This is a genomic window from Streptococcus sp. (assembly GCF_041802885.1).
Lineage (GTDB): Bacteria > Bacillota > Bacilli > Lactobacillales > Streptococcaceae > Streptococcus.
On sequence record NZ_JBHCHN010000067.1, the window covers coordinates 1 to 12,307 of the forward strand.

At 38.9% G+C, this 12,307-nt stretch carries 11 protein-coding genes and 2 pseudogenes; 4 read left to right on the forward strand and 9 right to left on the reverse strand.

From position 1 onward, the window contains the following. Positions 1–106: IS3 family transposase (locus ACEYCN_RS08985; RefSeq protein ID WP_161424969.1), on the forward strand; the 106-nt coding region annotated here is incomplete at its 5' end. Between the two features lie 523 nt (positions 107–629). On the opposite strand, the gene ACEYCN_RS08990 is transcribed toward ACEYCN_RS08985, so the two are convergent. The 6 genes from ACEYCN_RS08990 to ACEYCN_RS09015 all read right to left on the reverse strand — a co-directional run bounded on the left by ACEYCN_RS08990 (position 630) and on the right by ACEYCN_RS09015 (position 8,515). Then, the gene (locus ACEYCN_RS08990; protein WP_373713946.1) at positions 630–1,793 is read right to left on the reverse strand and encodes an SIS domain-containing protein; all 1,164 of its coding nucleotides are present in this window, start codon (positions 1,791–1,793) and stop codon (positions 630–632) included. A gap of 156 nt (positions 1,794–1,949) precedes the next feature. Continuing rightward, positions 1,950–2,231 (reverse strand): hypothetical protein, encoded by a 282-nt coding sequence (locus ACEYCN_RS08995; RefSeq protein WP_373713947.1) that lies wholly within the window; start codon positions 2,229–2,231, stop codon positions 1,950–1,952. A gap of 64 nt (positions 2,232–2,295) precedes the next feature. Beyond that, entirely contained in the window at positions 2,296–3,198 is a 903-nt protein-coding gene (locus tag ACEYCN_RS09000) for a DMT family transporter (RefSeq protein WP_373713948.1), read from the reverse strand. 78 nt (positions 3,199–3,276) lie between these two features. Beyond that, on the reverse strand, positions 3,277–4,656 hold the full coding sequence (gene brnQ / locus ACEYCN_RS09005) for a branched-chain amino acid transport system II carrier protein (RefSeq protein WP_373713949.1): 1,380 nt from the start codon (positions 4,654–4,656) through the stop codon (positions 3,277–3,279). 412 nt (positions 4,657–5,068) lie between these two features. Then, positions 5,069–6,511: a HEPN domain-containing protein gene (locus ACEYCN_RS09010; RefSeq protein WP_373713950.1), complete on the reverse strand. Its 1,443-nt coding sequence runs from the start codon at positions 6,509–6,511 to the stop codon at positions 5,069–5,071. A 108-nt stretch (positions 6,512–6,619) separates the two neighbouring features. Further along, positions 6,620–8,515, reverse strand: a complete 1,896-nt coding sequence (locus tag ACEYCN_RS09015; RefSeq protein ID WP_373713951.1) for a hypothetical protein — start codon at positions 8,513–8,515, stop codon at positions 6,620–6,622. 244 nt (positions 8,516–8,759) lie between these two features. Between ACEYCN_RS09015 and ACEYCN_RS09020 the strand changes: the two genes are divergently transcribed. After that, positions 8,760–9,059, forward strand: a complete 300-nt coding sequence (locus ACEYCN_RS09020; RefSeq protein WP_373713952.1) for a YbaB/EbfC family nucleoid-associated protein — start codon at positions 8,760–8,762, stop codon at positions 9,057–9,059. 224 nt (positions 9,060–9,283) lie between these two features. Beyond that, entirely contained in the window at positions 9,284–10,069 is a 786-nt protein-coding gene (locus ACEYCN_RS09025) for an L-threonylcarbamoyladenylate synthase (RefSeq protein ID WP_373713953.1), read from the forward strand. Positions 10,070–10,109: 40 nt separating this feature from the next. Here ACEYCN_RS09025 and ACEYCN_RS09030 read toward each other — a convergent pair whose 3' ends face one another. From ACEYCN_RS09030 to ACEYCN_RS09040, 3 genes and pseudogenes are all read right to left on the reverse strand, one after another. Continuing rightward, on the reverse strand, positions 10,110–11,258 hold the full coding sequence (locus ACEYCN_RS09030; RefSeq protein ID WP_373713955.1) for a G5 domain-containing protein: 1,149 nt from the start codon (positions 11,256–11,258) through the stop codon (positions 10,110–10,112). Further along, positions 11,235–11,291: pseudogene (locus tag ACEYCN_RS09035) on the reverse strand (hypothetical protein); the annotation flags it as partial. The pseudogene ACEYCN_RS09035 and the gene ACEYCN_RS09030, both read right to left, overlap by 24 nt. Before the next feature lie 49 nt (positions 11,292–11,340). Then, complete coding sequence (locus ACEYCN_RS09040) at positions 11,341–11,886, reverse strand: hypothetical protein (protein ID WP_373713954.1); 546 nt, start codon at positions 11,884–11,886, stop codon at positions 11,341–11,343. A gap of 151 nt (positions 11,887–12,037) precedes the next feature. Here ACEYCN_RS09040 and ACEYCN_RS09045 point away from each other — a divergent pair. Beyond that, positions 12,038–12,307 (forward strand): annotated as a pseudogene (locus tag ACEYCN_RS09045) (IS3 family transposase); the annotation flags it as partial.

The window sequence follows — 12,307 nt, forward strand, 5'->3', positions numbered from 1 at the left end:
GGAACAAGCCATCACGGATTATATTTTTTACTACAACAACAAGCGCATTAAAGCAAAACTAAAAGGACTTAGTCCTGTTCAGTACAGAACTAAATCCTTTCACTAATTATTTTTTGTCTAACTTTTTGGGGGCAGTACATTACGAACTTCTTTTTACAGTATTTATCAAAACAGCGAAAAACTACTAACCAAATTCTGTAACGAAGAACAAGTAAGAACTCGAATCTGTTAATACGAGAGTATTCCCCAAAAGAGAGGACCTTGACAACGGTTGATGAGTATATTATTCAAGACAGGAAAATAAATTAAATCACAGACCATGACAATCTCAATACTAAAAACATCTTACGAAGTATTCTATGAGGAGATTTACAATTGGTTTGACAATTAAAGTCCTTAAAAAACAGAGCCTGCTTAACAACAGACTCTGCTTTTTGTGTTGGTTTAGATGATCCAAGGTCGGAAAGATTGGAGTGAAAACCGACAAAGGGCCATCTACATACCAGTGAAAGAAAAAGGGGTTCGCTTGATACGATTGGACTTTGGCACAAGGAGAGAACTGGTGTCTCTCAGAATGGCAAATCCTTTCCTAGCACTGCAACACGGGTGTATTTAAGGAGATACCGAAATTAAAATGGGTGGATAATGACACCTTCTACCACACGGTTGACCGTGCCTGTCGGAGATGGTGTATCCGGAAGATTCTGGTACTTGATGGCTGTCATGATGGCAAAGGTTTGACCAAAGAGAATATAAGGGAAGGTCAAGAAGACATCTGGCAGGTCCTGACCGCCGTCAGCTAAGACAAAGCTTGGTGCATCTGTCTTATCAATCGGGCTGGCAGATAGGGCCACAATGCGTCTGGCAATTCCATCTCCCTGAACTTCATTTAAGAGATCCACATCATAGAGCTTGGTGTAGGCATCGTTAGAAGTAAACTCGATGACAATGGTTTCTTCATTGATCAGGGATTTTGGTCCATGACGGAAGCCAACAGGTGTCTCATACATGGTCGCCACTTTTCCAGCAGTCAATTCCAGGATTTTCAACTGAGCCTCGTGGGCCAGGCCATAAAAGCCACCTGCCCCCAGGTAAATCACGCGCTCAAAATCAAGGTCTACCAGTTCCTGAATATAGTCCTCACGGTCCAAGACATCCTGACCCAGCCGGATAATGGTTTCCACATAACGGCCCTTATCTTCTTCGGAAATGCTTGAGAAAACAAGGAGGGCAGTCAGGGCCATACAGGTGTAGCTACCTGTCATAGCAAAGCCCTTGTCATTTGAGCCAGCTGGCTGCAGGAGCAAGAGATTGCGCTCATCGGCTTGAGAGGCCTGGGCTAATTTCCCATCTGCAGCACAGGTGATGGTGACTTGATAGAGCTCATCCACCAATTTCTTGGCCTGCTCAACGGCTGCCAAACTTTCTGGTGAATTGCCACTGCGGGCAAAGGATACCAGGATGGTTGGAATATCAGCCTGCAAATAATCATTTGGTCTGGTCACCAACTCGATAGAACCAATGGATGAAAAGCGGATCCGTTTCAAATCATTGACCTGATTGAGGTGGTTGCTGATGCTTTGACCCACAAATTCTGATGTACCTGCACCCGTAAAAATCACATGAACCTGACTGTGCTTGTCCTGGATGGCTGCCAAAAAGCTCTTTATCTGATCTAGCTGAGCGAGATACAAATCGTAGGCTTCTTGCCAGAGTCCAGGCTGCTGGTAAATCTCTGCGGCCGTTATACTAGCACCCAAAGCTTCCAATTCTTCTTTTGGCAAATGAAACATAGAATCCTCCCTTTTCTAGTGGTTATAACCAGTTTTTCTTTTATTATACTCTATTCTTTTTAGCTCGTCAAGATAAATAGGTTAATATATTAAGATTTTTTTCAAAAAAATAAACCTGGACAAAATTCCAGGTCATCTATCTATGAGAACAGAAACTTAGAAGGCCCCTGAAAATACCAGGGCAAATTGGATCAAAGTCAGGGTACAGTAGGCCAGATAGGCCAAGCCGATATAGTTCCAGAGCTTCACGGAAGTCCACTTTTGAAAGAGTTCCTGACCTAGGAAGAGGACCAATAAGATCAAAGCCACCAGATCCAGTCCCCATAAAAAGAGAAAATCCAAATGAGCAACTTGGGCAGCAGCAAAGCTGGGTAAAAACCAGAGAATGACAATGGCAACAAATTTTTTGATTTGTTCTGACTGAATCGATTCTAGCATCTTCATCCCTCCTTCTGCTCTTAGCATAGCATGATTCCTTTGTTTTTGCAAGCGTTTTCGCAATCTATCCACGATTGGACAGATAGACACCCAGGATAATCAAGATAGCTGCCAGAACTTGAAAATGGGAGAAAGTCTCCCCAAGAAAGACAATACCTGAGAGAATCGAAACCAGGGTTGAAATTCCGATAAAGGAAGACGTTCGGGTGACCCCTATTTTCTGGATGGCATTGTTGGACAGGAAAAAGGCTAGGACTGAGCAACCAATTCCCTGGTAGAGGATGGCTAGGAGAAAACTGGAATTCTGAAAAGGAAGGGCCAGCAGGCTGACTAAGTTCCCCTGAAAAAGGGCCTGCAACACAGCCAGAAAGCTAAAAACGACAAAGCCCATACCAGCCATCAGAAAGGTAATCTCGATGCCGCTGATTTGGCTAGATTTTTCGACAAAGACACAGTGAAAGGCATAGGACAGAACCGCCAGAAAGAGCAAGAGATAGCCAAGCAGGGAAAAGGAAGCCGTGGCTCCTACGGCAAAGACACTGCCCAAAACACCCAGCAGGGTCACCAAAATCCCTGTAATTTGAAAAGAAGTCGGCTTCTGCTTGAGGACCAGACTGGACACCAGCAAATTGACCACAGGGATAGAAGCCAGAAAAGCCCCGCTTTCAGAGGCTGTGGTATAGCCAATCCCCATGGTCTCAAAAATATAGTAGAAAATAGGGCAAAAAAGAACCAGAAAGCCCAGATTCCAAAGATTTTTCCCCTGAAACCGAAGGGAGGTCAACCCCATTTGTTTGGCAAAAAGAATCATGACGAAAAAGGCGACAAAAAAGCGCCAGCCCAGCAAAGCCACCGCCGAAACCTGGTGGCTGATTTGCTTGGTAAAGAGGTAACTCAAACCAAACAAGACCTCGGCCCCAAGGGCACTCAAGACACCCCAAAACAGATTCTGATCATTTCTCTTCATAGTCCTATTATAGCACAGAACCGCCTCCATTTCAGATAGTAAAAAGCCAGCTCCATCATGATGGCAACTGGCTCTTTCTTATTTTTCTTTGGCAAAAAGATGCCAGATATACCCCAATAAAAAGCCAATACCAGCTAGTGGCAGCCAGCCCATGGCGTATTCTCCCAGGGGCAGGGTCTGAGTAAAGAAAGTCACGACAGCCCTTGGCAGGGTAAAGAGGCCTGTCATGGCAGAAAAGGCTGATAGGGCATCGTAGAGGGCCGCAAGAGCCGTAAGGGCCATGGTCACCTGATAGACCCGCCGATCTCCAGCAAAAGACTTATGGGCAAGGGACAGGAAAATAATTACAATGGTCAAAGGATAGAGAAGATAGAGGACAGGAACTGACCATTTGATAATCTCAGAAAGCCCGATGAAATAAAGACTGAGGGCAATGAGGGTAAAGATGCTTGCCCAGCTTACGTAAGACAAGCGGGGACAAATCTTATGAAAATACTCTGCACAGGCACTGATCAGACCAGTTGAGGTGGTCAAGCAGGCCAGAAAGACGATGATGGCTAGAACAGCCCGCCCTAAACTCCCCAAATAATGGAGGGAAGCCTGGCTGAGAACATGACCCCCATCAATCACTTGACCATTCAGCAGAAAAGTTTGCCCATCAAAATCAAACAGACTCTGAGAAGTTGCACCGATTCGAGCCACAAACATGTAAATCACGGCCAGCAAGGCCACCGCAATGACACCTGAGAGGATGGTCACTTTGGCAATTTCACGGTTTTTCTTGACCCCAAAATTTCTGACAGCATGAATGACCACGATGGAAAAAGCCAGAGAAGCCAAGGCATCCATGGTCCCATAGCCCTGGATCAAACCAGCAACCACGGACGCATCCGCAAAGGCTAGACCCACCCCTTCACCTGCATTGTGAGCTGGACCAAAACCTCCCGCTGGACGGAGGAAGGAGGTAACAACCAAAATCGCCAAGACCGCCAAAAGGGCCGGCGTGATGAATTTACCAATCCGCTCAACCATCTTACTTGGCTTAATGGCCAACCAGTAGGAAAGGCCAAAATAAAGCAAGGCATAAAGGACCTTGACCAAGAAAGAAGAGCCAAAAATGGGCTCAATTCCGATCGAATAGGAGGTGGCTCCAGTCCTTGGAATCGCAAAGAAAGGCCCTATGGACAAGTATAAGGCAATTGAGAAGAATAAGGCAACGTGTTTCGAAACTGGCCTCATCAAACTCTCTGCATCTTCTGTCCCAGTATAGGCAATGGCCACTACACCCAACAAGGGCAAGGTCACCGCTGTCAAACAAAAGCCTAGAGTGGCCATCCAGAATTGTTGACCCGAATAAAGGCCTAAAAAGGCTGGATAAATCAAATTGCCCGCACCAAAAAAGAGGGCAAACAGCATGAGCCCAATGGCCCCATACCGTAGCAACATCGATTGTTTCATCATATCTCCTATCTCTGTTTTCGATCTTTCAAACAGTAGCTAAATTGTATCAAAAATGAGAACAATTTGCAATATTAGAATTGTTTTAAAAACGACTACAATTTCATCTCCCCTCAAAAACATGATATAATGAAAAGGAAAACGATTAAGGAGAAGAAAATCTTATGATGAACATGCAGGACTTATTCCACGATTTTCTAAGTCTTGTAATCATCAGAAATGTTGATTTAAAGCCTTTCTAAATTAAACTAAAATCACTTAAACTTATACCAATAAGACAAAAAATAGACAATGGCAGTATCTTAATTGTACCAAAATAGCTTCCCTCTTTTGAAGGAAGCTATTTTATATGCGCAATTCTTAATTAGTAAACAAAATAAAACCTAACAAATTCCAAACAAATGTATCATCTTTAGAAATTTTTGTATTTATATTTCATATCCAATTCTTGATAGATATAATATCTCAGAACTTCTTGAAGAAGCAATTTGGTCTCGTACATCTCATGGATATCTGTTATCATTTTTGGATATTTATCTTTCGAATTGCCATGAGTATAGTAATTACGTGTTTGAGTTAATTTTGTTATTAATAATTCTCTATCATTGTTTGAAAAAATTTTAGTTTGATTAATTTCATCTATTGAATCAAATAAATTTTTCAAACGTTTAGCGAGTGTCGGTTTTTTCGCTTTAAATTTCAATCTATCTCTAAATTTCTTTCTAAGATCTTCTAAAATATTTGTATTGATAAAATCAATCAAAGATTGTTTAGCTGCTTCTTCAACACAAGATAAATATTGCGGAATTTCAAAATTCTTAAAATTTCTAGAATACACTTCTAAATTCTTAATAGCATCGACCAGTTGATCTTCCAAGTATAAATCTCCGTGAAGATTTTTTGAAAACTGCCTCACTATAAATTCAAGTTCCTCGGATTTATCAAACCAATGATTTAAAATGTGTTCAAAGTTACCTTCTAGTTCCCTCAAAGAAATATCTTGCCGAGAGTGTTTCCTCCATTTTTTAAACTTTCTAGCATGCTGTACAAAAAATTTTCCTTTTATAAGTGGTAAACGTTTATCACCTACCATTTTATAATGAACAAGAAATTCAATATTAGTAAAAGACAGTGGTACATTTGATAAAATCTCAATAAATTCCTTAATTTTACGTGAAGCTTGATAGAATTCATCGAAATATCTTATGTTTGAATCAGCTGAAGTAAGTTTGATAAAATAGTCACTTGTAAATGACGTATTTGTAAACGAAGAATGTAGTATCCCCCCGTCTTCAAATTTCATTCCTAATGATTTAATTAACACTGTTGTTGGTTGATATTCATTTACTGCACTCTCAAAAATAGTTTGATTTTCTCCATGCTTAATGGTTACCAATGATTTTTTTATCCATTCTTCAATATGTTCAAAGCTAAATTTATATTCCCTGATTTCTTCAGATTCCAATTTGTTAAACAAATCTTTAAATGATTCTGAACTATCTTCAAAACTTTCGAGTTCTTGATATAAAACATTATAAATTTTAAAATTTTTTACCCTATATCTAGTTATCGGAAATCCCGGAGAGGAGAAATGTACCATTGGTTCACCATAGGTATTTAAAATTAATATATTGCCATTACTGGAGAAACCATATATTTTTTCCAAATGCTTACCAAAACCGAACGAAATAACTTTTTTCTCTTCAAATTCACCAAATAATTCTAGTACAATTTCCCTCGGAGAATAATGTAAAATACCGCTCAAGTTATCCTTACTAACGATATCATCGTAACGTTCTGAAAAATACCCTTTTATCTCAAACTCTTTTTCCCAGGTGTAATCTTTAAATTTCATATTACTCTTCCAAATTGCCCTGCAGCAATCCGTTCACTACCTCCAATTTATTTTTCTGTCCTAGTTTATTTTATGACGGTGCTTTTTCATTATCAGAGTAAACTATATTTATAATGTTATAGGTTTTCCCGACTCTGCAAAAAACTCAAGTTCATCATTAATTCTTATTACGTAAAAAACAAGAATCTGCAGTAATTCAAGATAATTTTTCTCATGTTGTTCTTCTTTCAGGTATGAGAACTTTCCATGTGCAAATTTATTCCGAATTTTTAAACCATTACCATATTTTTTATCGTCTAAAACATATGACAAATAATTAATCTCAGTTTCTGAAAATAACTTATTTGAATACGCACAAAACCCCTTATTAACTAGCTGTTCTATCGCCTTTAAATTGAGTTTGTTTTTGTTTTTATAGAATAAACAATAGGTCCCTGTTTTCCACAATTTATATAGAATATTTATTTCTCTGGGGTTTTTAAATTTAATTGTACCACCTTCATCTACTATCTCAATAATATCTTTTTTTATTAAGAGCTCAATAGCATCTTTCTGATATTCACGAAAATCATTGATACTTATTCCATCTTGAGCATGTCTAAAGAATGACTGCATATTTTTTTTAGACGAGATATGACTTAGAGTACTTTGATCAGAAAAAAGCATAGAAAATCGGTCTGTATTTTCTTTATTCGTTTTCAGCTTTATAAATTTTTGCTCTAGAAACGAACCCAAATTTTCATAGGAAGATGATTGAGATTTCATTTCTAAAAGCTCAGGGTCAATTTTCCTGTACTTTAAAAACATCTCATACTGGTCAAGTATGCTGTCCATCTCGCTAATTACTGACTTTCCCCTTTCATAATACGAGGACTCTTTATTTGAACTATGAAAATGGAACCCCTGTATTCCTAATTCTTCTTTCAAATACACATTAAAGTACCAACTAATTATCTCTTCTAGATCAATATTATTGTCCTTTAGATAGTAAAAATATGCAAAAAATAATAAACCATATTGTAGTTTTAAATTATTATCAAAATCAGTATAGTCAGCATTTGATTTTGAAGAAAATAGTTTTGACAAGCTAAAAGTTTCTTGATTCTGTACTAACCATGGAAGGCCAGTATTATAATCAAAAAAATTAAAAATATAAATAAAATGATTTAACAAAGTAGAAAATTCATGATTTTCATCAAGTACGGTTTTATTAAAAGTGATTCTATAATTATGTCCTTTTGATTCAAAAGAATAAAGTTGCCCATCTGACAGTGGAGCTATACTAACTCCTTGAGAATAAGCAAACCCACCGTTAGATTCAAAATGCTCCTCCCAGAATCTATCTATAGTTCTTTTCGATAATAGCTTGACATCATCTTCAAAAGAATATTGACTCAGCTTTTTATAATCCACAATAGATTGTAGATAGTTAGGGTTTGCCAAATCACTTTCGCAATACCTTTTAGCTAAATCGTTTATGTCTTGATTAGTAACACCTAACTTTATGAAAATACCTTTTGAGGAATCGATATATTTTCCATTTTGATGATTCAAAAAAAATTCAATATTTTCGGGAACTAAGAGGAAATTATTCTTAACTATTGTTGGAAATAATTGGATTAATTTATTGGAAGAGCTCAACTGAATTACTCGAATTTGATGCTTCGCTATGTAGAGTTCAAAATTATCAGCATCGTCTATATTTAATCTATTTAAAAATAATGCTAATTCCCAAAACACATCTCTATATAAAAAATTAATTTCACCATAATTCACATCAAAAATTGATTCAGGGAAATTTTTAAGATGCTCATTGAATGTTCTTATTAAATACTTAAATTCAGCAAACTCATTTTCTGTTTTTAATAATTTCAATACTAGGTATGTTTCAATCAAAAAATTAATCCTAACTGATGGTTCATAGGATTCAATAAAAGAAATTACTTTATCGTATTCATATGGTGGTATTGTGTTATTATGTATGTAAAAAGTTTGTTCAGACATTTAATCACCCCCCTAAAAATTATACTGCGTAACACCATTAACTCTTACAGACTAAATAAATTAAAATAAAAAAACATTGTTTTTACCTGTCTATATTATATCAAATTAAGTAGTCAATAATTATCTTATAAGCACATAAAAACTTCCCTTAAAGACCTAACTCTTATCTTCTTTTCCTATTTTCACCTTCTGAAAAACATGCTATAATACTCCCATATCACTATTTCTGGAGGAACAATCACTTATGATGAATATGCAGCAAATGATGAAACAGGCTCAGAAATTGCAGAAGCAGATGGAAAAGAGTCAGGCGGACTTGGCCGCGACCACCTTTACAGGGACTTCTGCCCAGGACTTGGTCACTGTGGCCTTTACGGGCGATAAAAAGCTAGTCAGCATTGACTTTAAGCCTGAGGTGGTGGATCCAGATGATGTGGAAACCCTGCAAGAAATGACCCTCCAGGCAGTCAACCAAGCCCTGGAAAAAATTGATGCAGCTACCCAGAAAAGCATGGGAGCCTTTGCTGGAAAATTACCGTTTTAAGCAAAAAGGAGGCCATTATGTACCTCCTTTAAAATTGCAAAAAGGAGAGGACTCTTGCTGGGACTGCTCTATTCAACCGAGTCCTTCTTCCTACTTCCTCCCCTGCAAATCAAGTCTGGCTTCCAAATTAACAGACCAAAAACAGATGGGAGAAAAAGCGGTTGATTTTACTTAAAATTCTGATATAATTGAATTATCTGAAAATTCTACTAAGGGAGTAAGCTATGACAAAACATATCCACTGGGACGGTAACCTTTCGCAGGAAGGTCTCGCTACCATTAAACAAGAAGGCGGCGTTATTGTCTGCCCAACCAAGGTCGGCTACATCATCATGACAGCTGATAAGGCTGGTTTGGAGCGCAAGTTCGATGCCAAAGAACGCAAGCGTAACAAGCCAGGCGTTGTTCTCTGCGGCAGCATGGAAGAATTGCGGGAATTGGCCCAACTGACTCCAGAAATCGATGCCTTTTACCAAAAACATTGGGACGAAGACATTCTGCTGGGCTGTATCCTGCCTTGGAAACCAGAAGCCTATGCCAAACTGCAAGCCTATGGTGATGGCCGTGAAGAGCTGATGACGGATGTCCGCGGCACTTCTTGCTTCGTCATCAAGTTCGGTGTGGCTGGTGAGCAAATTGCCAAGGAAATGTGGGAAAAAGAAGGCCGCATGGTCTATGCTTCCTCTGCTAACCCATCTGGTAAGGGTAACCGCGGTAAGGTCGAAGGAATCGGTGAGCGCATCGAATCCAAGGTTGACCTAGTCATCGAAGCCGATGATTACGTTGCTTCTATCCAACCTGACAAGACCGTTGAAACACGCTATGAGCAAGGGGTTATGGTCTCCATGGTCGATGCAGATGGCAAGCTGATTCCAGAACAAGGAGCGAACAGCCGTTCCATCGAGCCATGCCCAGTCGTGATCCGCAAGGGCCTGGACATCGACAAAATCATGATGCACCTATCCGACCACTTCAACTCTTGGAACTACCGCCAAGGGGAGTATTATTAGGAATGATGAAAAGGAGTTTGCGCGCAAACTCCTTTTCTGATTATTCAGCGATGGCGACGATGATCACCGTCTCACCGTTTTCATTTTTTCCAAAAGCAGATGAGTTAGAATTATTTAACTCCCCTTTTGCCATCCCCAGGCCAAGACTAACTGTTGTAAAGTCTGTCTTAGAAAAACGGAAGCTATTTTTCCATGTATTATAATAAAAGATCATAGCTAGATATTTTTCAGAGGTCAACTCATAAATATTTTCTGGCAAAGAACTGACTACTTCAAATTTTGCAGTCCCCATGCTATCAACAGTTTTCCAATCACTTCCGTCAGGCCGTGTATTGAATTGCCCTTCTGTTAGCCAATCACCGTAGTCTGCCTGTTCTTGCGCTCTGATACCAGCTATTTCTCGCCCATATTGTGTGAAAGTTACAGGTTCTTTCCCTTCAGCTAATCTGTCTGCATTTACTAATTCCACAAAATATTGGTTGACTAAATCCATATTTATGACCGCCTTAAATTTCATTATTTCTTCACTTGAGAAGTCATAATAACGCAAAGAGGCATAAAAAACATTTCCACTAGCATTTTCAAAGCGCTGTTCTTCAGTATTCGTAACCAAATATTTAAATAATGTTTTTTCTTTATACTTGTCTAACACAAGATCTCCTGGATGCATGGCAATGATTTTAGGTGATGCCGGTGTCAGCACTTTACTCTCTATCGGTTCTGAAAACTTGTTTTTATACGCGATTGTATAATAAGCCTTTCTTCCTTCGGACACTACTCTTGTTTCCCCATAAGGCACTGACACATCCTCAATATATTGCCACGGAATAGTTGTATAATTTGGATCCGAAATATCAACATCCTTTTCAATCAAGGCTCCGATAAAGGTTACTTCATGGATAGGATCTTTTTTATTGGTTTTAATGACCTTTCGATCTGTTTCGACACCATTGGTATACGTGATTTGATACGTTAGCTCTAAAAAGCCATCTTCCCCTTTCGTCTGCACCTGTGTCTGTCCTGATAACATTGTATTTGTGTATTCAACCAACCTATCAAAAGGCAATGTTTCTTTAACTGTCTCTGTCTTCGTTACAATCCGATCCTTAGTCCCTTTAAGGATGACTTCATCAACAGGGTCCTTCTTGCTTTCCTTGATTTTGATGCGTTTGGTTTCTATGCCATCGATATAGGTCACCTTATAAGTGGTCTCGATACTACCATTGACACCTTTTGTTTGAACCTTTGTCTCATCCTTATAAAGGTTTTTATCATCTTTGGTTGGTTTTAAAGGGGATAACTTCTGTGGTCTTGACGGTTTCGGTTGTCACTTTTTGGGTTTCAGAGGTCAATCCATAAAAGGCGATTCCTTCTTGCTGCCAACCGCGAGTCGCTAGGACCTTATACTCATTTTCATCCTTGGTATAGAGGTGTTTTTTCATACCAGTATGATAAAGGCGGTAAATTGGCAAGGAGCCTTCGGAGTAGAAAGCTGTCCCTTCTTGTTGCCAACCACGAGTAGCCAAGACCTGGTATTCATTCTTATCCTTGGTATAGAGGTGAACTTTCAAGCCCGGATGATAGAGGCGATAGACCGTATCTCCTTCACCATTCGCTGTGACCCAAGCCAGTCCTTCCTGATTCCATCCCCTCTTCCCAAGAACAGAATACTCATTTTTATCCTTTGTATACAAATGGACCCTCAAATCAGGATGATAGAGACGGTAAAGAGGAGTATTACTCGCTGCTGAAACAATCTTTGGAAACAGAAACAGGATAGTTGCAAGCAGGAATAGGAGTATCGATTTCTTTTTCATACAAAACCTCCAAGAATAACGTTTTATAAAACCATTTTACCATAAAAATTGACCTGTCGCCAGGTGCCAAAAAAGAAAAACCCGAGCTCGTCGCTGAACCGCACCCCAAAAGTTAGACAGAAAAAAATCTAACTTTTGGGGTGTTATTTTTATGAAATTGAGTTATGAAGATAAAATCAAGATCTATGAACTACGTCAAAGTGGTCAGTCTATCAAGTCCTTGTCAAAGCAGTTTAATATCGCAGAATCCGGCATTAAATATATGATTCGATTGATGGATAGGTATGGAATAGGTATTGTCAAGAAAGGGAAGAACACCTATTATCCTCCAGAACTCAAGCTGGAAATGATTGATAAAGTACTTCTGAAGAAACAGTCAAGTCTATCAGTCTCACTTGAGTACGCTCTACCAAATCAAGGA

Bases quoted from the DNA above. Each gene is read 5' to 3' on its own strand.
- ACEYCN_RS08990 (WP_373713946.1), bottom strand. From the start codon at position 1,793: ATGTTTCATTTGCCAAAAGAAGAATTGGAAGCTTTGGGTGCTAGTATA.
- ACEYCN_RS09040 (WP_373713954.1), bottom strand. From the start codon at position 11,886: ATGAAAAAGAAATCGATACTCCTATTCCTGCTTGCAACTATCCTGTTT.
- ACEYCN_RS09015 (WP_373713951.1), bottom strand. From the start codon at position 8,515: ATGTCTGAACAAACTTTTTACATACATAATAACACAATACCACCATAT.
- ACEYCN_RS09000 (WP_373713948.1), bottom strand. From the start codon at position 3,198: ATGAAGAGAAATGATCAGAATCTGTTTTGGGGTGTCTTGAGTGCCCTT.
- ACEYCN_RS09020 (WP_373713952.1), top strand. From the start codon at position 8,760: ATGATGAATATGCAGCAAATGATGAAACAGGCTCAGAAATTGCAGAAG.
- brnQ (WP_373713949.1), bottom strand. From the start codon at position 4,656: ATGAAACAATCGATGTTGCTACGGTATGGGGCCATTGGGCTCATGCTG.
- ACEYCN_RS09010 (WP_373713950.1), bottom strand. From the start codon at position 6,511: ATGAAATTTAAAGATTACACCTGGGAAAAAGAGTTTGAGATAAAAGGG.
- ACEYCN_RS08995 (WP_373713947.1), bottom strand. From the start codon at position 2,231: ATGCTAGAATCGATTCAGTCAGAACAAATCAAAAAATTTGTTGCCATT.
- ACEYCN_RS09025 (WP_373713953.1), top strand. From the start codon at position 9,284: ATGACAAAACATATCCACTGGGACGGTAACCTTTCGCAGGAAGGTCTC.